Source organism: Halorubrum californiense DSM 19288, assembly GCF_000336875.1.
Taxonomy (GTDB): Archaea; Halobacteriota; Halobacteria; order Halobacteriales; family Haloferacaceae; genus Halorubrum; species Halorubrum californiense.
The window spans coordinates 31,717-55,709 of record NZ_AOJK01000012.1 but is presented as its reverse complement, the minus strand read 5'-3'; the positions used below and the strand labels follow the sequence as shown (position 1 = coordinate 55,709).

Sequence of the window (23,993 nt, the reverse complement as noted above, 5' to 3'; positions counted from 1 at the left end):
GAGTCGATGGGCGAGCGCGCCATCATCGAGCGCGGCATGGAGACGCTCGAAGAGATCGGCAAGGGCGAGTCCACCACGTTCGTCCTCCCGCAGGAGCTTACCAGCCTCATCGGCCGCTACGGGAAGGCCCTCTCCGGCTCCGACGTTCAGCAGATGGAGGGGCTGGATAGCAAGGAGTTCGACGAGGAGACGGAGAAGCTGCTCGGGTTGGAGGACATCGAGAGCGCCCTCGAACAGCTCGACACCGTCGCCGACAGCGACCTCCGGACCGACGAGAACCGGGACGCGGATACGGCCCGCGACGTCGACCTCGCCCGGCAGGAGTCGGAGACCCGCGAGGCGGACCGGGACATCGAACTGGAGACCGAGAGCGAGCGGCCGGGCACGTAGGCCCGACTCCCGGCCGCCACACGTCGGCGATGGAGAAGCTCGCCGCCACCGCGACCGCGTCGCCGACGCCGCTCGGGTCGCGACCGGTCCCGGGTCCGAAGACGTCGACCACGAGGCGATCGGGGCGCCGATCTGGAGTCGGAGACGAAATAACGGAGACGGCGGGCGAGCCGCTACGAGCGGCGATCAGCTCTCACAGGCTCGACACTCGAGGATATCCCGACTGAACTTCTGTGCAGCGTTCACGCTGTGCTGATAGTAGAGGCTCTTGACCCCTTTCTTCCACGCTTCGATGTAGAGCTGATTGATCTCCTTGACGCTCACTTCGCTCGGGTCGATCGAGACGTTCACGCTCTGTGCCTGGTCGATGTGTTTCTGTCTCTGTGCCGCTTGGTTGATGATCGCCATCTGTGGAATCTCGGCGAATGTCTTGAACACGTCTTTCTCGTGGTCCGTCAGACACTCGAGGTGTTGAACGCTCCCGTCTTTGTTGGCGATGCTGTCCCAGACTTCGCGCGTGTCTTCGCCCCGCTCCGCCAGTATCGCCTGAAGGAATCTGTTCTTTTGCGTCGACTTTAGCTTCGCACCGTCTCGCACGAAGTAGTTCGATTTCAGCGGCTCGATGCTCGGGCTGACCTGACCCAGAATGACGCTGCTCGATTTCGTCGGCGCCACGCTCATCGTCGTCGTGTTCCGCCGGCCGTAGCCCTCGAGAACCTCCGGTTCTCCGAACTCGTCGGCGAGCGCTTCGCTCGCCTCGTAGCTCCGCTCTTTGATCGTCCGGAACAGCTCCTCGTTCTTCTCCATCGCCTCCATGCTGTCGAAGGGGATCATGTTGCGCTGGAGGTAGCTGTGCCACCCGAGGACGCCGATCCCTATCGCTCTGTGTCGCTTCGCGAACCGCACAGCGCGCTCCATAAACCGGACGCCCTCCGTTTCTTGGATGAACTCCTCCAGCACCGCGTCCAGGAACCGCGTCAGCGTCTCCACCGCGTCGGTGTCCTTCCATTCGTCGTAGTGGAGCGCGTTCATGCTCGAGAGACAGCAGACGAAGCTTTCATCCGCCGTGGCCGGCAGCGCTATCTCGGTACACAGGTTGGACGCGTTTATCTGGTACTCCTTGTCCTTGTAGACCTGCGGCTTCCCCTCGTTCATGTTGCCCCGGAAGATGATGTACGGGACGCCGATGTTGATCCGGGTCTCGATGATATCCGCCCAGGTCTCTCGCTTCTCTTCGTCGCCGTCGATCATCGCTTGGAACCAGTCGTCACCGACGATGACGCCGTAGTAGATGTCCTGTACGGGGTCCCCCTCGGTTTTGATGTTGAGCCACTCTTCCAAGTCGTCGTGTTCGACGTCGATGTAGCCGGCGAACTGCCCGCGCCGGGTTTCGCCCTGGCTGACGACGTTGATGATCGTATCGAACAGCTCTGTGAAACTGTAACTTCCGTTGCTCTTGCCGTTGTTCGTTATCGGACTGCCTCGGGGGCGCAGCTCTCCGAAGTACCCGCTCGTGCCGCCGCCCTGCTTGGTCATCTCNGTAGAGAATGCTCTCGATGTTGTCCTCCATGTAGCTGCCGAAGCAACTGATGGGAAGGCCTCTGTCCAGTCCGAAGTTGGACCACACCGGGCTGGCGAGACTGTAGAAGCCGCGGCTCATGTACTCGTAGAACTTGTTCGCGAACCCCTCCTCGCCTAAGATCTCCTCGGCGCGCTCCGCTATCTGTCTGACCCGCTCTTCCGCTTCGACGCCCTCGAGCAGGTATCCCTCTCTGAGAAACTCCCTGCTGTCCTCGTTCAGCCAGTAAAACGGTTCTGTATGCTGTTGCTCAACGCTGTCAAGTGCTGTTTGTGCCATTGTTAGAACATGTCCTCGGCGGTAACGCTCTGCGTGTGTTTGTTGTACGTGGTCGACCGCTTGCTGAAGAAGTCGTTATCCTTCGTCATCATGATGTCCTCGTCGAACCAGCGCGTCTCTTCGAGCAGGTCGTCGTCCGTCTCGAATATCGGTTCCACGCCGACGTTTTCGAGACTCTGATTGAAGCGGTCTCGCAGGAACGCGTCGACGTGCGCTCTGGGAAGGAACTCCAGCTCGCCGTCGTCGAATATCCAATCTAGGATTTCCGTCTCTGCCTCGTAGGCCTGCTGGCAGGCTTCCTGGACGTCTGCCTCGAACTCGTCGTCGAAGAGGTCCGGGTTCTCTTCCCTGATCGTCTCCACCAGCTCGACCCCGAACAGGCCGTGAATCTGCTCCTCCTTGCTGGTCGCTTCGACGGCGTTCGCTATCCCCTTGAACTTCTTTTCGTGCTTGTCGAAGCTCGTCATGATGAGGAACTGGCTGAACAGCGACACGTGTTCGACGAACGTACTGAACAGCAGGATGCTCATCACGTACTCCCGTTCGTCGTCGCTCTCGCTCTTCTCCAGATACTCGTCGAGGTACTCGATCCGCTTTCTCATCGCCGGCTCCGCAGTCACCTGCTCGAAATCGTCCGTGATACCTAAGACGTCGAGGAGGTGACTGTAGGCGTCCATGTGCCGCACCTCGCTTTCCGCGAAGGTCATCCCCACGTTCCCGACCTCGGCTTTGGGCATCTCCTCGTAGATGTCCGACCAGAACGTCTTCACCTGCACCTCGATCTGCGCGATAGCCAGCATCGTCCGCTTGATAACGGTCTGCTCGGCAGGAGTCGTGTTGACCTTGAAGTCTTGGACGTCTCCGTCGAAATTAAACTCCGTGTGCACCCAGTAGCTGTTCCGGATCGCCTCGACGTAGTCGAGGAACTCGCCGTACTCGTAGGGCTTCAGCTGTCTTCTCTCCGAGAAGATGTCCGTCTCTGTCTCTGCGTCTGTACTCGTGTTGGTGGTTGCGTTTTCGCTGTCACTCATTTGGCCATCTCGAACGTGACCGATCGCGTTGGATTACCGCTGCCACTGTGTAGCATCAGTCCGGTGAGTCCGACCGCAGTCGTATCGCTCGGGGGACGGTCGTACAGCGTACCGTGAGTGTAGCCGTGTGAACCGTATCGGACCACACTGACTCCATTGGTATAAGTATTACCAACAGAATTGTAGTATAACAATCTCACTTTCAGACAGGGGAGCGGAGCCCTTCTTCCAGTCCACAAACGGGCGCTGCCGAGACGGAGACTGAGCGGAGATCTCCGGTTACGGGGGGTCGCTACAGTACCCAACTGGCGGCGTCAAGCTCCCACGGGAGTCCGATCGCGATGGTTCCGCCGAACAGTTCGGCGAGGGTGCGAGCCCGGAACCGGACGCGAGGGAGAAGCCGACGAGACGTGAGACTCGAACGACGTCGACATCATCCGGCAGAAGGACGGGACCCGCGAGGCCGACCGCGACATCGAACTGGGGGCCGAACGCGAGCGGCCGGGCGACGGATCGGCGGCGAGCGAACGGGCGGAAAATAGGCTCAGGGCCGCCAGCGCTCGGGGTCGACCGCCCAGAGGAGGCCGACGGCGACCGCGCCGCCGACGCCGCCGGTGACGAGTGAGATAGGGTCGGACGCGCCCGCCGCGAGCGCCGCGAGCAGGAGTACGGAGCCGGCGAGGAGCGCGACGGTGTCCTCCGTGGTCGTCGCACGGATCACCGGGGCCACGGCCGCGCCGACGACCGCGCCGGTCGCGATGGTACCGGGCGGCCCGGCGACGGCGGCCGCGAGCGCGTCGGCCTCGGCGAGTCCCGGGAGGATCGCCGCGGGTGCGCTGACGACGCCGACGACGAGAGCGAAGGCCGCGATCCCGCCGAGAGCGGGCGCGAGGAGCGTCGCCCGCGCCGAGAGGTCCGCGCCGGCGAGCGCTGCGGCCCCGCCGATCAGGAGCACCGACCCGACCGCGAGGAGGGGCGGGGTGGCGATGAAGGAGTACGGCGTGGGAGCAATGAGCGACACGGCGTCGGCCCCCGACTCGGGCGGGACCGTGGGGACGAGAGAAACCGTCGCCGCAAACATGGCCGCGCCGGCGACGAGGAGGGCCGATCCGAGGAGTCGACTGCGGAGTGACATGGACGGCCGGAGGCGTTCCGGGCACAAAACGATCGCGGGACGGGGCCGGGAAACTCCGCCTCGAACCGGTCGCCATCACACCGTGATACCGGCGCGCCCGGCGCCGATGACGACGATCACGCGTTCCGGCGGGCCGCGCTCGTCGGTGAGCCGCAGCAGGAGCGTCTTCACGACCGGCTCGTCGGTCTCGACCTCGCCGCGGACGCCGCCTTGGTCGACGGCGATCCGGAGCGAGTGATCGCCCGTCCGGCTGATCCCGCCGAGACGGAGTCGGACCTCGGGCGGGGTGAGTCGCTGGGCGATCACGAGGATCGCGTCGCCGCCGTCGTCGACGAACTCGGTGCGGTCGACGAACTCGCGCGACTCTATCGCGTCGGGCTTGAGCGCGCTACGGGCCGACGAGGCGGAGCGGAAGGAGGCCGCGTGGGTCAACAGCTCCGCGGGGCGGGCGAGGACGCTGCGCTCGTCGACCATCGGGTTGCCGTCGACGTACCGGCTCCGCACGCCGAGGTCGCGGGGGGTGGAGGCGGCGACGTCGTGGAGGCGATCGACGCACCCGGCGGTGGCGACGGCGAGCGTTCCGGCGACGACCGCGCGGCGGTACACGCTCCGGAGTGTGGCACACCGAGGTAAAAACCCCGCCGTCACGGTGACGCGAGCTGAGAATCGGACGCTACTCGTCGATCATCGGCGCCGGCACGCCGTCGTCGCCGCCGTCGAGCTCGAACACGCGGCGGAGCTCGGCGATCCGGTCGCGGATGTCGGCCGCCAGCTCGAACTCGAGGTTGCTCGCGGCCTCGTCCATGCGGTCTTCGAGCGCCTCGATCTGCGCTCTCGCCTCGTCTTCGCTCTCCACGTCGCCGACGCTGACCGATGAGGTGTCCGTCTTCGACCCCGGGAGGTTCGTCTCGCTCACCGGCTTGTCGATGGTGGTCGCCTCGTAGCCGTGTTCTTCGTTGTACTCCAGCTGGATCTCGCGGCGGCGCTGGGTCTCCTCGATGGCCGCCTCCATCGAGTCGGTCACCTCGTCGGCGTAGAGGACGACCTCGCCGTTGACGTTGCGCGCCGCCCGTCCCATCGTCTGGACGAGCGTGGTGGTGGAGCGGAGGAACCCCTCCTGGTCGGCGTCGAGGATGGCGACGAGGCTCACCTCGGGGATGTCGAGTCCCTCGCGCAGCAGGTTGATGCCGACGAGCACGTCGATGTTGCCGAGCCGGAGGTCGCGGATGATCTCGTGGCGCTCCAGGGTGTCCGTCTCGTCGTGCATGTACGCCACGTCGACGCCGGCCTCTTCGAGGTACTCCGTGAGGTCCTCGGCCATCCGCTTCGTGAGCGTGGTGACGAGGACGCGCTCGTCGCGCTCGATCCGGTCGTCGACGCGTTCGAGGAGGTCGTCGACCTGCCCCGTCGCGCCCGTCACCTCCGCCTTCGGGTCGACGAGGTGGGTGGGGCGGACGATCTGCTCGACGATCCGGTCGGAGGTCTCGCGCTCGTAGTCGCCGGGCGTCGCGGAGACGTAGAGGGTGCGGTCCGTCTTCTCCTCGAACTCCTCGAACGTCAGGGGGCGGTTGTCGTAGGCGGTCGGGAGCCGGAACCCGTTCTCGACGAGCGAGTCCTTCCGCGACTTGTCCCCCTCGTACTGGCCTTTGATCTGGGGGATCGTCTGGTGGGACTCGTCGACGACGGTGAGGAAGTCGTCGGGGAAGTAGTCGAGGAGCGTGTAGGGGGCGTCGCCCGACTCGCGGTCGTCCATGTGGACGGAGTAGTTCTCGATCCCGGAGCAGTAGCCCGCCTCACGCAGCATCTCGACGTCGAAGGTCGTCCGCTCCTCGATGCGCTGGGCGGCCACGAGGTCGCCCTGCCGCTCGAAGTAGCTGACCCGCTTCTCCATCAGGTCCTCGATCTCCGCGATCGCCTGTTCTAGCTTGTCGTCCGGGATCGAGTAGTGCTCCGCCGGGTGGAGCATCACCGCGGGCTCCTCGGAGACGACCTCGCCGTGCATCGGGTCGACCTTGATCATCCGGTCGATCTCCTCGCCCCACAGCTCCACCCTGACCGCGTAGCGCCCGTACATCGGGTAGATCTCGACGGTGTCGCCGCGGACGCGGAACGTGCCCTGCGTGAAGTCCACGTCGTTGCGCTCGTAGTTCAGGTCGACGAGCCGGGTGAGCAGCTCCTCCCGGCCGACCTGCTCGCCGACCTCCAAGCGGAGCGCCATGTCGCGGTAGTTCCCCGGGTCGCCGAGCCCGTAGATCGCGGAGACCGAGGCGACGACGATCACGTCGTCGCGGGTGAGGAGGGAGCGCGTCGCCGAGTGGCGCAGGCGGTCGATCTCCTCGTTGATCGACATCTCCTTGTCGATGAACGTGTCCGTCTGTTCGACGTACGCCTCCGGCTGGTAGTAGTCGTAGTAGGAGACGAAGTACTCGACGGCGTTATCCGGGAACAGCTCGCGGAACTCCTCGTACAGCTGGGCCGCGAGCGTCTTGTTGTGGGCCAACACGAGAGTGGGCTGGTCCAACTCCTCGGCGACCCACGAGACGGTGTTCGTCTTCCCGGACCCCGTCACACCGAGCAGGGTCTGCTTTTTCGCGCCCGACTCGTACCCCTCGACGAGTTGCTCTATCGCCTCGGGTTGGTCGCCCGCGGGCTCGAACGGCGCGTCGACGCGGAGCGGGCGGTCGACGGTCGGGCGGTCCTCCGAGAGGGGGGAGTCGGCGTCGCTCACGATACGCGTCGTTGGGGGGCGAGGCACTTGAGCGGCGCGGCTACGTGGGTGATGGCGGGGAAGCGGTTACGACGGAGAGCTCCGGTTCGGGGCGAAGACCTACCTGTCGCCCGAACGCTGGTAGACTCGTGTCCCTCCTCACACCCGTGGTCACGGTCAGCGTCGCCCTCCTCCTGTTCGTCTGGGTCGCGATCGGCATGTGGGTCAACTTCGACGCGTACGCCCGGGGAAGCGACCGTCCGGGGTTCTGGGGCGTGCTCGCGCCGGTCTCGGGCGTGGTACTGTGTTATTACCTCTTGTGGTGGCGTCGCGGCCGGCCCCGTCGATATCCGCCGTCCCGGTGGGAGCGGGCCACCGCGGCCGTTGCCGTCGCCGGCCTCGGTGGATTCGTCGCCGGGGCCGTCTTCTCGCCGCCCGACCCGATCTCGCAGTTGATCTTCTGGCCGGTCGCGTTCGCCTGCTGTCTCCCCGTCGCGTACTGGCTGGTGAGACGGCGGTTCGGCGCTGGCGAAGGAGCAACCGTCGGTCGTTGACGAACGAACGTTCGTGGACGGGCGGTGGATTTAGTAATACAGGCATTGTGAGTACAACGTGTAATGCCGAGTAGTACAGATGAGCCAACGGTAGTACGCGTCTCGCAGAAGGGACAGGCCACGATCNGGATTTAGTAATACAGGCATTGTGAGTACAACGTGTAATGCCGAGTAGTACAGATGAGCCAACGGTAGTACGCGTCTCGCAGAAGGGACAGGCCACGATCCCGAAGGGACTGCGCGAGAAGTTCGGAATCGAGGCGCCCGGCGAGGTGTTCGTCTACGAGGACGAGGGGCGAATCGTCATCGAACCGGTACCCGCTCCCGACGAACTCCACGGGATCCACGCCGCCGACCACGAGCGCGGTGCGGCGATAGAGCGGGTTCGAGAACTGAAAAGCGAGGAGAAGCGCCAAGAGGCGGAACGGGCCGAGCGGCTCCGCCCCTCCGACGACGAATGAGCGGCTACGTCTTCGACACCGAGGCGGTCGTCGCGTACCTCTACGGAGAGGCCGGTCACGAGGCGGTCGCCCGGCTTCTCGACGAGGTGTTCGCCGGCGAGTCGGCGGGGGCGCTCGCGGAGACGAACGCCGCCGAGGTCTTCTACCCTGTCTCCCGGTTCGAGGGCGTCGACGACGAACCGACCGACGCCTCGCTCCGGGCGGCCGACCGAGACCTCCGCGCGCTGGAGCGGCGCGGGCTGGCGATCGAACCGGCCGACTGGCGGCTGGCGGCCGAGGTGAAGGCGCACGGAGACATCTCGCTCGCCGACGCGTACGCCGTCGCGCTCGCCCACGAGCGCGGCGCGACGCTCGTCGCCGGCGCGGACGACGACTTCGACGACCTCCCAGTCGAGGTCGACGTTCGTCGATTTCGAGACCACGGCGTGTAGAGCGCGGATAGCACTGCTTCCGAGGCCCCAGAGACTCGTTCGTGAGCGAGTCACGCCGGAACGACGACGAACAGCTCTAAAGCCCCAGCCGCTCGGCCATACGTGGGTGTCCACTGATCGACGGCAAACAGCTCTAAAGCCCCAGTCGCGAGGACTCGCGACTGCCCCTTTGAGTCCCGCCCGACCGCACCGCAACCGCACCTCACGCCTCCCCAGCCTCGTCGCTGGCNGGCGCCAGCGACTCCCTCGCGCGTGCGACTCGCGGCCGCCGGTGGCGGCCGCTCGCAGGCACGCGCCACCGCATCAGTTGGCAGTGAACGGTTTCGCGTCGACGCCCCCCACTTCGCGGACGAAAACGTTTCCCCCTCCCCCCGCGACGCTCCCCGTATGCGAATCGCCGTCCCCAACAAGGGCCGCCTACACGAGCCGACGCTCTCGCTGCTGGAACGCGCGGGTCTCCACGTCGAGGAGACCGCCGACAGACAGCTGTACGCCGACACCGTCGACGAGGACGTGACGGTGCTGTTCGCGCGGGCGGCCGACATCCCCGAGTACGTCCGCGACGGCGCGGCCGACCTCGGCGTCACCGGCCTCGATCAGGCGGCCGAGTCGGGCGGCGTCGTCGACGCCGCGAGCGAGGCGGCCGATGACGATCTCGCCGACCTGCTCGATCTCGGGTACGGTTCCTGTCGGCTCGTTCTCGCGGCACCCGAGGACGGCGACGTGTCGAACATCGATGACCTCGCCGGCAAGACGGTCGCGACCGAGTTCCCGAACGTCACCCGCGACTACCTCGACCGCGTGGGCGTCGACGCCGACGTGGTCACGGTGACGGGCGCGACGGAGCTGACCCCGCACGTCGACATGGCCGACGCCATCGTCGACATCACCTCGACGGGGACGACGCTGAAGGTGAACCGGCTCGCGGTGATCGACGACGTGCTCGACTCCTCGGTCCGGCTGTTCGCCCGCCCGGACGTCGTCGACGACCCGAAGGTCGAGCAGGTCCTGACCGCCTTCGAGTCCGTCCTCGCGGCCGACGGTCGGCGCTACCTGATGATGAACGCGCCGAAAGACCGGCTCGACGAGGTGAAAGACGTGATCCCCGGGCTCGGCGGCCCGACGGTGATGGACGTCGAGGCCGACGAGAACGGGAACGGGATGGTCGCGGTCCACGCCGTCGTCGACGAGCGCGACGTGTTCGAGACCATCTCGGAGCTGCGGTCGGTCGGCGCGACCGGCATCCTCGTCACCGAGATAGAGCGGCTCGTGGAGTGAGAGAGAGGCGGTCGGCGCGGTCAGTTCCCCGCGTCGCCGTCAGTCTCGCCGATCAGCCGCTCCTTCTCGGCGCGCGACAGCGACTTGATCGCGTACTCCCGCGACATCGCCGCCGACTTCGAGTCGAACGACTCGACGTGGCGCAGGGTGACGGGGGTCCGGCCGCGGGTGTACTTCGCGCCCTCGCCGGCGTCGTGTTCGGCGACGCGCCGCTCCACGTCGGTCGTGTACCCGGTGTAGAGGGTGCCGTCGGCGCACTCGATCACGTACACGTGGTGGTCGGCCACGGGCGGCCGTCCGAGCGCGAGCGCAAAGTGGGTGCGGATGTGCCCGCGGCGGGGACGAGACGGAGCCGCCGCTCTCCGTGCGCTCGGTCTCCGATCGGCGTTTCGCCGGTCAGTCCCCGGTTCGCGTCCGCTCGCGGGACACCTCTGCGATGCCCGCGTTCGCGGAGCACTTCGGGCACGCGTTCAGGTCGCCGCGTTCGTCCGCGAAGACGCGCGCGAAGCGGTCCGAGACGTGCGACCCGCAGTGGTCACAGCGTGGCATGTGATGCCGACGTGCGTCGGCAGCTATCATACGGACTCGACGAACTAATACCCTTGTTCGACCCCGCCGGCTGCCGGTATTCGCGCGGGTAAGCGAACTCGGAGACCGGCGAGCTCCCCGCTCGATCCCCGTCGCTCACTCGGTCCGCGCCGCGTCGACCGCGCGGGCGATCAGCCCGGCCTGCGCGCCGGCGACGAAGCCGGCGTCGACGTTGACTGTCGTGAGCACGGAACACGACTGGAGCGCCCCCTCCAACGCCGCGACGCCCTCGCCGCCGACGCCGTAGCCGGTCGACACCGGAAGCGCGATCACGGGGGCGTCGACGAGGCCGGCGACGACCGTGGGAAGCGCCCCCTCGCGGCCGGCCGCGACGACGACGACATCGGCCTCGCGGATCCGGTCGACCTGGTCGAGGATCCGGTCGAGGTTGGCGACGCCCACGTCGTCGACCCGGTCGACCGCGGCCCCGACCTCGCTGGCGACGACCGCCGCCTCGCCGGCGACCGGCGCGTCCGCGGTGCCGGCGGCCACGACCGCGACCGCGGCGTCGAGCGACGGGGTCTCGAAGCCGGCCGCGTGGACGACGACGGTACCGGTCCGCTCGTCGCGGTCGACGGTCGGGTCCGTCTCCGCGTCGCCGACCGCCGACGCGACCGCCGTCGCCGTCGCCTCGTCGGCGCGGGTCACCAAGGCCCGGCCGGTGGTGTCGAGCGCCGTCGCCGCCAGCGCGGCGACCTCCGCGGGCGTCTTCCCCTCCGCGAGGATCGCCTCGGGGATCCCGCGCCGCCGCTCGCGGGCGGCGTCGAACCGCCCCGCGTCAGTTGTCGCGTAGCCCGCGAGCCGCGACTCCGCCTCTTCGACGCCGATCTCGCCCGCTTCGAGCGCCGCCAGCGTCTCTCGCATGGCGGACCGTCGTCGGGGGAGCCCGTCGAACCTGTCGGTTCGCCCCGAGAGAGTACCGCGGGCGAAGCCGACCGGAGCCCGAACGCGCCGGGAAGGGTCGCGTGACGGAGGCCGCGGGCCGATCGGATCGGATTCGAGGACAGTTGGGAGCGCGTTCGAGCCGGAGCGGAGACGATAATCTCACAAGATTTATAAGCGACTGCGTTCGGAACCGCCCGCGAAACGGCTTCACGGCGTCCCTCGCGGTCGAATTCAGGAACTCTTATTAACCATCACCGGGTAGGCCCGGTCGCATGGCAGACCTCATTGTCAAAGCGGCCGTCAAGGAAGCCCTGGACGACAAGAACGTCTCTTCGGACTTCTACGGTGCGCTGGACGACGAAGTGGACGAGCTGCTCGAAGACGCCGCGCGCCGCGCCGAGGCCAACGACCGGAAGACGGTCCAGCCGCGCGACCTCTAAGACGGAACTCGTTTCCGTTTCATTTTATTTAGACGCTGCCCGCCGAGCGGCGGCGCCGTCGGTCGCAACGGTGCTCTTCGACGGAGCAGGCTTCGCCGACTCCAGATCTCGTCGGTCTCAGGCCTCGTCGACCCGGACGCCCGACTCGGTCCCGACGTGGATCTCGTCCGCGAGCCCGACGAAGAGGCCGTGTTCGACGACGCCCGGGATCGACGACAGGGTGGCCGCCAGCGAGGCGGGGGCGTCGATCTCGCCGAACGCGCAGTCCAGCACGAGGTTCCCGTTGTCGGTCACGACGGGGCCGTCCTTCCGCTCCGCGCGCCGCAGCGTCGGCTCGCCGCCGGCCTCGCGGACCGCCGCGGCGACGGCGGTCCGTCCCGCGGGGAGTACCTCGACTGGAACCGATCGGTCCAGCCGCGGCGACTCCTTCGAGGGGTCGGCGACGACGAGGAAGCGGTCCGCCGCGGCGTCGACCAGCTTCTCGCGGGCGTGCGCCGCGCCGCCGCCCTTGATCAGCGCGCCGCCGGAGACGGGAGCGTCGCCGCGAGCGCCGCTCCCGGTGTCTTCTTCCCCCCCGCCCGTCGCCACCTGATCGGCCCCGTCGATGGCGAGGTCGATCCCCGGCCCGTCGGGGCCGACCGCGTCCGGCAGGTCGAGGCAGGGGATCGCCTCCTCGACTGCGAGTTCGCGGCTCGCGAAGGAGGTGGGGACGCCGCGCACGTCGAGGCCGGCGTCGACCCGGTCGCCGAGCCGCCGGATGGCGTGCGCCGCGGTCGACCCGGTCCCCAGTCCGACCACGTCGCCGTCGGAGACGGCCGCGGCCGCCGACTCGCCGGCGCGTCGCTTCATCGCGTCGCTCCCGCCGCTCGTCTTCATGGCGTCGACTGCGTGCGGGGGCGTTGAAAAGGCGTCGTCGCCGTCACTCCAGTCGGTCCAGCACCGCCTCGGCGTCGTACGCGAGGGAGAGCTCCCGCGAGCGGCCGCGACCGTCGACGTCGGCGTACTCCGCGTCGATCACGCCGAGCTGGTCGAGCTTGTTGATGATCTCCGAGTAGCGGGTGTAGCCGAGGTCGGTCTCGTCGTTGAACGCGTCGTACACCGCGCCGGCGCGCTCGCCGTCGTGTTCGGCGAGGACGCGGACGAGGTCGCGCTCGGACTCCGAGAGGCCCCGGAGCGACCGCGAGAGGTGGACGTGCTTCGACTTGTCGTACGCGTCCTCGACGTCCTCCTCCGAGACCGTCTTCGAGGCGCGCATCTCGGCGTTGAGCCCGGCGCGGCGAAGGAGGTCGATCCCGACCCGGAGGTCGCCGCTCTCCGCGGTGAGGTCGGCGACGCGCTCCAACTCGGCGTCGCCGATCACCCCCTCGTGGAAGCCGCGCTTGGCGCGCTCGGCGAGGATGTCGTATATCTCGGTGGCGTCGTAGACGGGGAAGTACACCTCCTCAGGGCGGAAGACGGACTGGACCCGGGTGTCGAGGTCGTCGATCACGTCGAGGCCCAGATCGGAGGAGACGACGATGACGCCGATCTTCGCGCCGGAGTGCGCCTCGTGGGCGCGCAGGAGCGAGTACAGCGTGTCCGAGGCCTCGTTCTCGTAGAAGAGGTAGTTCACGTCGTCGAGGGCGACGACCAAGACCTCGTCCTCCTCGACGAGCCGGTCGGTGATCTGCCCGAACAGCTTCTTGAAGGAGATGCCCGACGAGGGGGGTTCGTACTCGAAGATCCCCTCGAACAGCCGAGAGAACACCGCGTAGCGCGTCGAGTCGACCTGACAGTTGACCCGCACCGTGCGGACCTCGGTCCGGGCGCCGAGCTCGCCGAACAGCTTCTGGACCGCGGTGGTCTTCCCGGTCCCCGGCGGGCCGCGGACCATCGTGTTGAGGGGCCGGGAGCCGCGGACCGCGGGGCGGAGCGCGTACTTGAGGTTCTCGAGCTGGCTCTCTCGGTGGCGGAACGTCTCGGGGACGTGGTCGATCTCGAACACCGACTCGTCGCGGAACACGGACTCGTCCCACGAGAGCATGTCCCCGGCGTCCCCGGTCATGCGAGTACCACGAGAGGCCGCGCACTTAACCGTTGCCCGGAGCCGGGGCGAAACTGAAACTTGTCGCGCGAGCCGCCGATCAGAGCGATTCCGCCGATCTGGCGTTCACTCTCGGTCCGCCCGGATCGCGGCCTCGGTCGCCGCGCTCTCGCCCGCGTCTCCGCGGCGCAACACCAGCACGTGGCGCGTCAGCGACCGGTGCACTCGGCGCTCGAACGCCGCGTCGACGGTCCAGCCGGCGTCGCGGGCGGGGCCGCGCCAGTCGCGGTCGGCGACCAACACCGCGCGCGGCGCGACCCGGGCCGTCTCGGCGAGCGCGCCCGCGACGAGGTCGGCGAGCTCGTGGCGGGCGATCTTCGACTGCCGGCCGTAGGGGGCGTCGAACGCGACGCCGTCGACCGCGTCGTCGGAGAACGGGAGCGCGGTCGCGTCGCCGCGCGCGACGTGCCACTCGGTGCTGGGGTCATCATTCAAGTGCTCCCGGAAATTCTCCCGGGCACCCCGGACCATCTTCGCCTGCGCGTCGCAGGCGACGACGTCGGCGCCGACGATCCCCGCCTCCAGCGGGAGGCCGCCGGTGCCGCACATCGGGTCGAGCAGGGTCCGCCCGGGGGCCGCGCCCGCGAGGTTGGCGTAGGCGCGGGCGTCCGCCGGGGCCATGCTCCCCGGCTGGAAGAAGGGGCGGTCGGTCGGCTTCGGGGCGAAGTCGCGGGCGGCCTCGACCGCGACCCAGCCGAGCGCGCACAGGTCCGCCTCGCCGCCGTCCGCGCCGGCCACCGAATCGTGTTCGGCGCGCGGGCCGGCCGCGAACAGCGCCCGGAGGACGTGGTCGGGGTCGTCGAGGTCGACGTCGAACCCGCGGTCGACGAGGACGCCGCCGAGTTCGCGCTCGGCCGCCTCCGTCGAGACGTCGGCCGTCGCCCGGACGTTCCGAGCGCGGACCGCGACGCTCCCGGAGCGGTCGAGCGACGCGGCCCGGAGGGCGGCGGCCGCGGCGTCGATGTCGGCGTCGGTCCGCGCGACCGCCTCGTGGGCGGCGCGGGTGTACGCGAGCCGGCGGACGCGGGCGGCGTCGATCCCGCCGGTTCGCGCGACACCCGGCGCGAGGAGGTCGACGCCGGTCGCCGCGGTCGCGGCTTCACGGGCGGCGAAGGCGTCGGTCTCGCCGGCGAGTTCGAGCCAGTACACGCCGCCCGCTCCGCGCGGCGGCGTCAATAGCGTGGCGGTTCCGACCAGCCACCTTTTAGGTCGTTCGGGCGAGAAACGAGGTAATGACGGCCGACCCGAAGGAGACGATCACCGTAGAGAACGTCGTCGCTTCCACGGGGATCGGACAGGAGCTCGATCTCCAGAGCGTCGCGATGGACCTCGAGGGAGCCGACTACGACCCCGAGCAGTTCCCCGGCCTCGTCTACCGCACCACGGACCCGAAGTCGGCCGCCCTGATCTTCCGGTCGGGGAAGATCGTCTGCACCGGCGCGAACTCGATCGAGGCGGTCCACGAGAGCCTCGATATCGTCTTCGCGGAACTCCGCGCGCTCCAGATCCCGATCGAGGACCCGAAGATAACGGTCCAGAACATCGTCACGTCGGCCGACCTCGGCGAGAGCCTGAACCTGAACGCGATCGCGATCGGGCTCGGCCTGGAACACATCGAGTACGAGCCGGAGCAGTTCCCCGGGCTCGTCTACCGGCTCGACGACCCGGAGGTCGTCGCGCTGCTGTTCGGCAGCGGCAAGGTGGTCGTCACCGGCGGCACGACCCCCGACGACGCGGCGGCCGCCGTCGACGTGATCGTCGAGGAGCTGAACGGGCTCGGACTGCTGGACTGACGCGGCGACCGCCGGGCGTCCCGGGCGAAGCCGGGCGCGTTCCGCGACCACTTTTATCCCCCGTCCCGTAGGTCGACCATGCTCTTACAGACGGTGACGCCGGTCTCCGTGCTCGGGACGACCGTCCTGTTGGCGCTGTTCCTCTCTGTCACCGCGCACATCGCGGCCCGGAACGTCCTCGGCGACGTCGACCCGCGGCGCGCCCTCTACATCGGGCCGCTGCCCGCGGTGATAAGCGTCGTCGGGAACGCGTTCGACCTCCCCGGGGCGCTCATCCTCCTCGCCGCGCTCCTCGTCGACGGGACGATGTTCTGGTGGAGCTACCAGCAACCCCCGCGGGCCGTGGCCGCGATGACGCTGATCCACACCGTGGTCACGACGATTCTCAGCGGGCTCCTGCTCCTGATTTCGGTCCTGCTCGCGTCGATGCCGGGGTAGGGCCGTCAGAGCGGCCATCGCTCGCGGCTCGCGTCACGGCGACGGCGGCGGCCCGTCGTACGCGTCGTGGTCTTGGTAGAAGTTCAGCATCGCGAACTTCAGCTTCGCGGGGTCGACGTCGAGCAGTTCCTCGCGCTCCTCGGGCGGGAAGGCGGAGCGGACCGAGTACTTCCCCATGTCGGCGGTGGTGTAGCGGCGGTCCGCGAGGATCCGGACGCCGAAGTCGTCCGGGCCGCGGATCACCCGACCGAGCGCCTGCCGCGTCTTGCGGATCGTCGGGATCTCGACGGCGTACATCCACCCCGGGTCACGGGAGCGGTCGCGGTCGGCGAACGCCCGGTCGTAGGCGTCTTGGACCGCCTCGGTGCGGTCCGAGAGATGCGGGTACGGGACGCCCACGACGACGACCGTGCGGGCGTCGTCGCCGTCGAAGCTCACGCCCTCGCCGAGCGTCCCCCACAGCGAGGTGAACAGCGCGGCGCCGTCGCTCTCGACGAACTCGCTGCGGAGCCGCTCCTCGTCCTCGCCCGGGCCGTCGAGGTGGATCGGACCGAGGTCGGCGTCGCCGCTCCCGTCCGCCCCGCGCCTCGCGTCGCCACCGCCGGGAGCGTCCGCCGCACCGCCGCTGCCCGCGAGCCGCTCGTGGTAGCGCTCGGCCTCGGCGTACGACGGGAAGAAGGCGAGCGTGTTGCCCGGGGTAAAGCGGATCGCGTCGCGGAGCAGCGACGACACCGCCTCCTGCGTCTCCGGGTCGTTGCGGTCCGAGGCGAACAGCGGCGGCACGTCGGCGGCGAACGTCCGGCGGTTCGCCTCGGGGTAGCCCATCTCGTAAGCCATCGACGCGACGTCTTCCAGCCCCAGCACGTCCTCCGTCACGTCGAACGGGCGCAGCGTCGCGCTCATCAGGACCGAGGCGGCCACCTCGTCGAACAGCTCGCTGGTGACGCTCCGCGGGATACAGGTGTACAGCTCCGCCCGACCGTACACCTCGTCGGTGCCCGCGTCGCGCCGGACGGAGACAACCGGATACTGGCCGAACTCCGCCCCCTCGTCCATCCACGTCGCGACGAACCGAGCCGCCGCGAGCGTCTGCGACTCCGACCGGGTGGTCGCCTCGCCGTCGCGGTAGCGGCGCTCGTACTCCTCGTCTATCGCCTGCCCGAGCTGGACGGCGAGCTCCGCCTCCGTGTCGATTCCCCGTCCCTCGTAGTTGCGGAGGAACGCGAGCGTGAGGTCGTCGCGGCGGTCGTCGTTGGCGACCGAGACGTCCTCCCAGTTCTCGTCGACGCCGCCGAACCCGAGCCCGTCCTCGTACGTCTCGACGAGGGCGTCGCGGAACGCTCGGAGGACGTTCTCCGCGGGCTCGGCGCGGGAGTCGTCGCTGTCGGCCAGTTCGTCCAAGGCGGCGTCGAGCGTGTTCTCGGTCAGCGTCCGGGTGGCGTGGTCCCGGGCGGCGTCCTCGATGTTGTGCGCCTCGTCGAAGACGGTGATTATCTCGCTCGGGTCGCGGTCGATCCAGCGGAAGAACTGCTCGCGGATGTTCGGGTCGAGCAGGTGGTGGTAGTTACAGACGACGAGGTCGACGCCCTCCATCCCCTCCTTCAGCAGCTCGTAGCCGCACAGCTCGCGCTCGTCGGCGTACTCGTACACGTCGTCGGGGGTCCGGACGTCCTCGAAGAGCCACCCGAAGAACTCGTCCGTGTCGCGGGTGAGGTTGTTGCGGTAGTGCTCGCAGACGTTGGCGGCCTCGTACTCGTCGACCTCGGCTTCCAGCTCGTCGAGCTCCTCCATGATCGCCTCGCGGGCCTCCGCGGCGCCCGCGTCGCCCTCGCGGCTCTCGGCCAGCAACTCGCGCTGGCGCGACTCCAGTTCGCGCACCGCGTTCTCCGTCTCGACCATCTCGCGGGTGGTGTCCCGGAGGGTCTGACACTCTTGGTAGTCGACGTCGATGTGGCACATCGACGACTTCCCCTTGAAGACGACCGCGCGAATCGGCTCCTCGCGGGGGATGGCGCGCGCGTCCTCGACGAACTGCCGCATCTGCTGGTGGACGTTGGTCGTGATGACGACCGTCCGGTCGTGTTCCCGGGCGTGCTCCAAGGCGGGCACGAGCGCGGAGAGGGTCTTCCCCGTCCCGGGCGCGCCCTCGAACAGCACGTCCTGCCCGCGGTCCAGCGCGTTGGCGACCCTGTCCATCGCCTCGCGCTGGTTCGGATAGGGTTCCTCGTACGGGAAGAACCGCAGGTGCGGCGACTCTGACACGGGGTGGGGTTCGGCGCCACCGGGCAAAAGGAGTCGGGTGGCGGAGCGAAAGTGGTCCGGCGCCGGCGGCGTCGCCGGACGGCCGCGTCGTGGCCGTCCGCGACGCACCCGCTAATTTAACAGCGCGCGGCGAGCATCCGGAGACGAATGTTCGACGAGATCCTCGAGAAGTTCGAGGGGTCACCCAGCCAGCAGGCGGTGATCCGACTGTTCTTGGAGCGCGGCTTCTCGGTCAACGAGGAGGGGCGGGTCGTCTCCGGCGGGATCGAGATCCCGTACACCGGCATCGCGCGCGAACTCGACGTCGACCGCCGCGTGGTGGACTCGACGACCGACGCGATACTCGCTGACCCGGAACTGAAGCGCATCTTCACCAACATCTCGTCGATCCCGAGCCTGATGGACCTCGCGCCGGTCCTCGACCTCACGGTCCTCACCATCGAGGTGGCGGCCGCCGACGAGGCCGGGATCGTCGCCGAGGTGACCGGCATCCTCGCCGACCGCGACGTCTCGATCCGCCAAGTGTTGAGCGAGGATCCCGAGTTCACCGACGACCCGAAGCTGTACGTGATCACCGACGCCGACCTCTCGGGCGACCTGCTCGTGGAGATCCGCGACCTCGACTACGTCCGCCGCGTCGGCTTCTGAGGGCCTGACGGTCGGTTCGCATCCTCGCGCGGCGGCCCGACAATCTGTGCGAGCGCGCGGAGGTCGATCAGTTTCGCTACCCGATTTGTCCGTCCGCTCCGGCGAGCCCGTTCGAGAGAGAGCGAGCCGCGACCGAGCGGCGGCGCCGCTTGAATTTCACTTTCACTGGGGTGTAAACCAGTCTTTATACGGGATGGCGAACAAGCCACGTGTACATGCCTGAAGACGAACTCGAGGACCTCCCCGGCGTCGGCCCGGCGACCGCGGACAAGCTCGTTGACAACGGATTCGAGAGCTACCAGTCGATCGCCGTCGCGAGCCCCGGCGAGATGTCGAACACCGCCGACATCGGCGAGTCGTCCGCCAGCGACATCATCAACGCCGCCCGCGAGGCCGCCGACGTCGGCGGCTTCGAGACGGGCGCGACCGTGCTCGAACGCCGCGAGGAGATCGGGAAGCTCTCCTGGCAGATCGACGAGGTCGACGAGCTGCTCGGCGGGGGGATCGAGACGCAGTCGATCACCGAGGTGTACGGCGAGTTCGGCTCCGGGAAGTCGCAGGTCACCCACCAGATGGCCGTCAACGTTCAGCTACCCCCGGAACACGGCGGCCTCGACGGCGGCTGTATCTTCGTCGACTCCGAGGACACGTTCCGCCCGGAGCGAATCGACGACATGGTCCGCGGGCTCGACGACGAGATCCTCGCCGACGAGATGGAGCGCCGCGAGATCGAGGGCACGCCGAGCGACGAGGAGGCGATGGAGGAGCTCGTCGAGGCGTTCCTCGACCAGATCCACGTCGCGAAGGCGTTCAACTCCAACCACCAGATCCTGCTCGCCGAGAAGGCGAAGGAGCTCGCCGGCGAACACGAGGAGACCGAGTGGCCGATCCGGATCGTCTGCGTCGACTCGCTCACGGCGCACTTCCGCGCGGAGTACGTCGGTCGGGGCGAACTCGCCGACCGCCAGCAGAAGCTCAACAAACATCTCCACGACCTGATGCGGATCGGCGACCTGTTCAACACCGCCATCCTCGTCACCAATCAGGTCGCGTCGAACCCCGACTCCTACTTCGGCGACCCGACGCAGGCGATCGGCGGCAACATCCTCGGCCACGCCTCCACGTTCCGGATGTACCTCCGGAAGTCGAAGGGCGACAAGCGGATCGTCCGCCTCGTCGACGCGCCGAACCTCGCCGACGGCGAGGCCGTGATGCGCGTCCAGAACGAGGGGCTGAAACCGGAGTAAGCGACATTTCGCGGGTGGTAGTCGATCGGTGAGCGCGTCGATCCGCCGCCGATCGAGCGGATCAGCCGTCGGATGCGGAATCGGGTTGACGAACGTCAATTTTCATCGAGAAGTCCCCAGCCGTCCGAATTCGCGGTGGACGGTCTATCTGACGGCGAATCGCGAGACGGCGGTGTGGCAATACTCGCCAGAACCGGCCGCGCACGGGCACAGAGCGGCCGTCGGCGACGGATCACGGTGGAATAGATAGATATCTTACACAACAGTCGGTCGCTTCGAGCGCAACGATTGCCGCGAAATCCTCGGAGGAACGCCCTTATATTCCATAGCCATGTCCTTATATCGGACGACCACCGTATTATCAACTGTATTTTTTGTGAAACTCAACTCGAACGTTTATGTATGGGCGTTCCCGGAAGTCGAAACGTGATTCAGCACATGAACACGAGCGAAACGCGGTTTGAATCGGACGAGCGTTCAGTAGAGGTGGGTGAAGCGTGACGGCCAACGTTCTCGCCACGATCGACCCGAGTACGTTCGCGTCCGCCATGAACGGAACGTGGATCCTCGTCGTGACGTTCCTCATTTTCTTCATGCACGCCGGTTTCGCCATGCTGGAGGCCGGGCAGGTGCGGTCGAAGAACGTCGCCAACCAGCTGACGAAGAACCTCCTGACGTGGAGCGTCGGGGTGACGGTGTTCTTCCTCATCGGCACGGCGTTCACGAGCCTCGTGAACGGGTCGCCGGGGATCGCCTCCGCGGCGGGCTCGCTGTTCTCCGGCGGCGAGATGGCCGTCGAGTCCGGCGTGGTCGGTCCGTACGTCAACTGGCTCTACGGCGCCGTCTTCGCGATGACCGCCGCGACGATTGTCTCGGGAGCGGTCGCCGGGCGTGCGAAGCTCCGTGCGTACGTCACCTACACGTTCCTGCTCGCCGCGGTGATCTACCCGATGGTCATCGCGTTCACGTGGTCGGCCTCCGGTGACGGGCTCGTCGCCCAGCTGACCGGGACCGCGTTCCACGACTTCGCCGGCGGCATGATCGTCCACGGCATGGGCGGGATCGCGGGCCTCACGGCCGCGGCGGTCCTCGGCCCGCGGATGGACCGCTACACCGATGACGGGTCGACGAACGTCATCCCCGGCCACTCGCTGACGTTCGCCGTCCTCGGGACGCTCGTCCTCGCGTTCGGTTGGTACGGCTTTAACGTCGGCACGGCCTCCGTCGTCAGCGGCGGCGTGTTCAACACGCTGACGCTCAACCTCGTCGCGATGGGGACGACGATCGCGATGGCGGCCGGCGGGATCGGCGCCGCGGCCGTCGTGTGGCTCCGCACCGGCAAGGTCGACACGCTCTACGTCGCCAACGGACTGCTGGCGGGGCTCGTCGGCATCACCGCCATTCCGGACACCACGGCGTGGTGGGGCGCGCTGGTCGTCGGTCTCCTCGCCGGCGGACAGCTCCCGCTCGTCTTCGAGTTCGTCTCCGACACGCTCAAGATCGACGACGTCTGCGCGGTGTTCCCGGTTCACGGCAGCGCCGGCGTACTCGGCACGCTCCTCTTCCCCTTCGTCGCCGCACCCGGCGAACTCAGCGCCGGCATCGGCGCGCACTTCATCGCCCAGCTGGTCGGCGTCGTCATCATCGGCGGCTGGACGCTCACCGCGACCGCCGCGGTCTGGTACGTCCTCAAGGCGAGCGGCGAGGCACGCGTCACTCCGGAACACGAGCAGGAGGGCCTCGACATCTCCGAACACGGCGTCGAGACCTACCCCGAGTTCGGCGGCGACCGCGTCGCGACCGACGGCGGCCCGGACGTCGTGGACACCACCGACGGCTCCCCGCGCGCCGACGGCGGCGCGGAGGCCGGCTCGCAGATCAAGATGGTCACCGCGGTCGTCCGCCCCGACAAGCTCGGGGCCATCAAGCAGGCGCTCGCGGAGATCAACGCGCCGTCGCTCACCGTGACGAACGTCTCGGGGCGCGGCAGCCAGCCCGCGAAGAAGGGCCAGTGGCGCGGCGAGGAGTTCACGGTCGACCTCCACCAGAAGGTGAAGGTCGAGGTCGTCGTCGCCGACATCCCGGCCGACGAGGTCGCGGAGGCGATCGCCGGCGCCGCCGAGACCGGAGAGCCCGGCGACGGCAAGGTGTTCATCATGCCGGTCGAAGACGCGCTTCAGGTCCGCACGGGCGCGACCGGCCCGGAGGCGGTGTAGGCGCGTAGCGCGCGAGCCGACCGTCGCTCTTTTTCGCGGACCGAACCTGGCTCGATCGGTTCGGCAACTACTTTCAGCCCGACGCCCCAAGCGTTCGGTATGAACCACGAGCGCTCGCGCGGGCTGTACGACCGCGCGCTGTCGGTGCTGCCCGGGGGAGTCAACTCCTCGGTCCGGGCGAACATGCCGCACCCGTTCTTCGTCGAGCGCGGCGACGGCGGCCACGTGATCGACGCCGACGGCAACCGCTACGTCGACTGGGTGATGGGGTACGGGCCGCTGCTGTACGGCCACGACCTGCCCGATCCGGTGGAGGCGGCGGTCCAGTCGCACGTCGCGGAGGGGCCGATGTACGGCGCCCCGACCGAAGTCGAGGTCGAACACGCCGAGTTCGTGGCGCGACACGTCCCGAGCGTGGAGTCGATCCGGTTCGTCAACTCCGGCACGGAGGCGACCGTCTCGGCGGTGCGGCTGGCACGCGGCCACACCGACCGCGACAAGATCGTCGTGATGCGGGGCGGGTACCACGGCGCACAGGAGTCGACGCTCGTCGAGGGGTCGCCCGGGGACGCGCACCCGTCCACGAAGGGGATCCCGGAGGCGTTCGCCCAGCACACCCTCCCGATCCCGTTCAACGACCCGCAGGCGGCCAAGGAGGTGTTCGCGGAGCACGGCGACGACATCGCGGCCGTCCTCGTCGAGCCGATCCTCGCCAACAAGGGGATCGTGATGCCGGTCGACGGCTACCACGAGACGCTGCGGGACCTCTGTGACGACTACGGCTCGCTGCTGATCTTCGACGAGGTGATCACCGGGTTCCGGGTCGGCGGCCTCGGCTGCGCGCAGTCGAAGTTTGGCGTCACCCCCGACGTGACGACGTTCGGCAAGATCGTCGGCGGCGGTTTCCCGGTCGGGGCCATCGGCGGGAAAGCCGAGATAATCGAGGGGTTCACGCCCGCGGGCGAGGTGTTCCAGTCCGGCACTTTCTCCGGGCACCCGGTGACGATGGCCGCCGGGAAGGCCGGGTTGGAGTACGCCGCCGAGAACGACGTGTACGAACACGTCAACCGACTCGGGCGGAAGCTCCGGGAGGGGATCGCCGAGATCTGCGCCGAGCGCGCGCCCGAGTACACCGTCGTCGGCACCGACTCGATGTTCAAGACGATCTTCACCCGCGACGCGCCCGACGACCCGGACGCCTGCTGCGCGGGCGGCTGTCGACAAGACCCGGACTGCGCCCGGTACGACTCGTGTCCGAAGACCGGCGCGGACGTCGCCGCGGCCGCGACCGACCGCTGGGAGCGCGTGTTCTGGCAGGAGATGAAGGATCGGGGCGTGTTCCTCACGGCGAACCAGTTCGAGTGCCAGTTCACCTCCTACGCGCACACCGAGGAGGACGTCGAGAAGACGCTGGAGGCGTACCGCGAAGCGCTGTAAGCCGGGTGACCGGCGTCGACCGGACCGGCCGGCAAACATTGCGCGCGCCGACAGGTGCGGAACAGTTTTATACCGAAGATCGGTACGTACGGGTGATGACCGCAGCGGCTC

22 protein-coding genes and 2 pseudogenes are annotated in these 23,993 nt (G+C 68.1%); 12 read left to right on the top strand and 12 right to left on the bottom strand.

What is annotated here, in order from left to right:
* Nucleotides 1-390 (top strand): annotated as a pseudogene (locus C463_RS02465) (SPFH domain-containing protein); the annotation flags it as partial.
* 186 nt (nt 391-576) lie between these two features.
* On the opposite strand, the pseudogene C463_RS02460 reads toward C463_RS02465, so the two are convergent.
* The 5 genes and pseudogenes from C463_RS02460 to uvrB form a co-directional block, all read right to left on the bottom strand.
* Nucleotides 577-2,248 (bottom strand): annotated as a pseudogene (locus C463_RS02460) (ribonucleoside-diphosphate reductase subunit alpha).
* A 2-nt stretch (nt 2,249-2,250) separates the two neighbouring features.
* Nucleotides 2,251-3,279: a ribonucleotide-diphosphate reductase subunit beta gene (locus tag C463_RS02455; protein WP_008440791.1), complete on the bottom strand. Its 1,029-nt coding sequence runs from the start codon at nt 3,277-3,279 to the stop codon at nt 2,251-2,253.
* A gap of 544 nt (nt 3,280-3,823) precedes the next feature.
* Nucleotides 3,824-4,414, bottom strand: a complete 591-nt coding sequence (locus C463_RS02450) for a hypothetical protein (RefSeq protein ID WP_008440790.1) — start codon at nt 4,412-4,414, stop codon at nt 3,824-3,826.
* A 75-nt stretch (nt 4,415-4,489) separates the two neighbouring features.
* Nucleotides 4,490-5,020 carry a hypothetical protein gene (locus tag C463_RS02445; RefSeq protein ID WP_008440783.1) on the bottom strand — a complete coding sequence of 177 codons (531 nt, stop codon included), beginning with the start codon at nt 5,018-5,020 and terminating at the stop codon, nt 4,490-4,492.
* 67 nt (nt 5,021-5,087) lie between these two features.
* Nucleotides 5,088-7,142 (bottom strand): excinuclease ABC subunit UvrB, encoded by a 2,055-nt coding sequence (uvrB, locus tag C463_RS02440; RefSeq protein ID WP_008440781.1) that lies wholly within the window; start codon nt 7,140-7,142, stop codon nt 5,088-5,090.
* A 128-nt stretch (nt 7,143-7,270) separates the two neighbouring features.
* Here uvrB and C463_RS02435 point away from each other — a divergent pair, with 128 nt between their 5' ends.
* From C463_RS02435 to hisG, 4 genes are all read left to right on the top strand, one after another.
* Complete coding sequence (locus C463_RS02435) at nt 7,271-7,675, top strand: hypothetical protein (protein ID WP_049905431.1); 405 nt, start codon at nt 7,271-7,273, stop codon at nt 7,673-7,675.
* 164 nt (nt 7,676-7,839) lie between these two features.
* Nucleotides 7,840-8,136: an AbrB/MazE/SpoVT family DNA-binding domain-containing protein gene (locus tag C463_RS02430; protein ID WP_008440777.1), complete on the top strand. Its 297-nt coding sequence runs from the start codon at nt 7,840-7,842 to the stop codon at nt 8,134-8,136.
* Nucleotides 8,133-8,567 carry a PIN domain-containing protein gene (locus tag C463_RS02425; RefSeq protein ID WP_008440774.1) on the top strand — a complete coding sequence of 145 codons (435 nt, stop codon included), beginning with the start codon at nt 8,133-8,135 and terminating at the stop codon, nt 8,565-8,567. Before C463_RS02430 ends, C463_RS02425 begins: the two co-directional genes overlap by 4 nt.
* 387 nt (nt 8,568-8,954) lie before the next feature.
* On the top strand, nt 8,955-9,845 hold the full coding sequence (gene hisG / locus C463_RS02420; RefSeq protein ID WP_008440773.1) for an ATP phosphoribosyltransferase: 891 nt from the start codon (nt 8,955-8,957) through the stop codon (nt 9,843-9,845).
* A 20-nt stretch (nt 9,846-9,865) separates the two neighbouring features.
* On the opposite strand, the gene C463_RS02415 is transcribed toward hisG, so the two are convergent.
* The 3 genes from C463_RS02415 to larB all read right to left on the bottom strand — a co-directional run bounded on the left by C463_RS02415 (nt 9,866) and on the right by larB (nt 11,297).
* The gene (locus tag C463_RS02415; protein WP_008440771.1) at nt 9,866-10,132 is read right to left on the bottom strand and encodes a GIY-YIG nuclease family protein; all 267 of its coding nucleotides are present in this window, start codon (nt 10,130-10,132) and stop codon (nt 9,866-9,868) included.
* A gap of 109 nt (nt 10,133-10,241) precedes the next feature.
* A complete protein-coding gene (locus C463_RS19120; protein WP_008440770.1) occupies nt 10,242-10,394 on the bottom strand; it encodes a DUF7563 family protein in 153 nt (50 codons plus the stop codon).
* 135 nt (nt 10,395-10,529) lie between these two features.
* Nucleotides 10,530-11,297 (bottom strand): nickel pincer cofactor biosynthesis protein LarB, encoded by a 768-nt coding sequence (gene larB / locus C463_RS02410; RefSeq protein WP_008440769.1) that lies wholly within the window; start codon nt 11,295-11,297, stop codon nt 10,530-10,532.
* 293 nt (nt 11,298-11,590) lie between these two features.
* On the opposite strand from larB, the gene C463_RS02405 reads away from it, so the two are divergent.
* Complete coding sequence (locus tag C463_RS02405; RefSeq protein WP_008440768.1) at nt 11,591-11,758, top strand: hypothetical protein; 168 nt, start codon at nt 11,591-11,593, stop codon at nt 11,756-11,758.
* Nucleotides 11,759-11,875: 117 nt separating this feature from the next.
* Here C463_RS02405 and rpiA read toward each other — a convergent pair whose 3' ends face one another.
* The 3 genes from rpiA to C463_RS02390 all read right to left on the bottom strand — a co-directional run bounded on the left by rpiA (nt 11,876) and on the right by C463_RS02390 (nt 14,990).
* Nucleotides 11,876-12,634, bottom strand: coding sequence for a ribose-5-phosphate isomerase RpiA (rpiA, locus tag C463_RS02400; RefSeq protein WP_008440767.1), 759 nt, complete (start codon nt 12,632-12,634; stop codon nt 11,876-11,878).
* Between the two features lie 43 nt (nt 12,635-12,677).
* Nucleotides 12,678-13,802 (bottom strand): ORC1-type DNA replication protein, encoded by a 1,125-nt coding sequence (locus tag C463_RS02395; protein ID WP_008440766.1) that lies wholly within the window; start codon nt 13,800-13,802, stop codon nt 12,678-12,680.
* Nucleotides 13,803-13,907: 105 nt separating this feature from the next.
* Nucleotides 13,908-14,990, bottom strand: a complete 1,083-nt coding sequence (locus tag C463_RS02390; protein ID WP_049905429.1) for a methyltransferase domain-containing protein — start codon at nt 14,988-14,990, stop codon at nt 13,908-13,910.
* An 83-nt stretch (nt 14,991-15,073) separates the two neighbouring features.
* On the opposite strand from C463_RS02390, the gene C463_RS02385 reads away from it, so the two are divergent.
* Nucleotides 15,074-15,634, top strand: a complete 561-nt coding sequence (locus C463_RS02385; protein ID WP_008440764.1) for a TATA-box-binding protein — start codon at nt 15,074-15,076, stop codon at nt 15,632-15,634.
* Nucleotides 15,635-15,712: 78 nt separating this feature from the next.
* On the top strand, nt 15,713-16,072 hold the full coding sequence (locus C463_RS02380) for a DUF7473 family protein (RefSeq protein ID WP_008440763.1): 360 nt from the start codon (nt 15,713-15,715) through the stop codon (nt 16,070-16,072).
* A gap of 33 nt (nt 16,073-16,105) precedes the next feature.
* Here the strand turns inward: C463_RS02380 and C463_RS02375 are convergent, their stop codons facing one another.
* Nucleotides 16,106-18,334, bottom strand: a complete 2,229-nt coding sequence (locus C463_RS02375) for an ATP-dependent DNA helicase (protein ID WP_008440757.1) — start codon at nt 18,332-18,334, stop codon at nt 16,106-16,108.
* A gap of 147 nt (nt 18,335-18,481) precedes the next feature.
* On the opposite strand from C463_RS02375, the gene C463_RS02370 reads away from it, so the two are divergent.
* The 4 genes from C463_RS02370 to hemL all read left to right on the top strand — a co-directional run bounded on the left by C463_RS02370 (nt 18,482) and on the right by hemL (nt 23,882).
* Nucleotides 18,482-18,982: an amino acid-binding ACT domain protein gene (locus C463_RS02370; protein WP_008440754.1), complete on the top strand. Its 501-nt coding sequence runs from the start codon at nt 18,482-18,484 to the stop codon at nt 18,980-18,982.
* Between the two features lie 215 nt (nt 18,983-19,197).
* Nucleotides 19,198-20,229, top strand: coding sequence for a DNA repair and recombination protein RadA (gene radA / locus C463_RS02365; RefSeq protein WP_008440752.1), 1,032 nt, complete (start codon nt 19,198-19,200; stop codon nt 20,227-20,229).
* 497 nt (nt 20,230-20,726) lie between these two features.
* Nucleotides 20,727-22,445: an ammonium transporter gene (locus tag C463_RS02360; protein WP_008440750.1), complete on the top strand. Its 1,719-nt coding sequence runs from the start codon at nt 20,727-20,729 to the stop codon at nt 22,443-22,445.
* A 99-nt stretch (nt 22,446-22,544) separates the two neighbouring features.
* A complete protein-coding gene (gene hemL, locus C463_RS02355; RefSeq protein ID WP_008440749.1) occupies nt 22,545-23,882 on the top strand; it encodes a glutamate-1-semialdehyde 2,1-aminomutase in 1,338 nt (445 codons plus the stop codon).
* Nucleotides 23,883-23,993 lie beyond the last annotated feature (111 nt).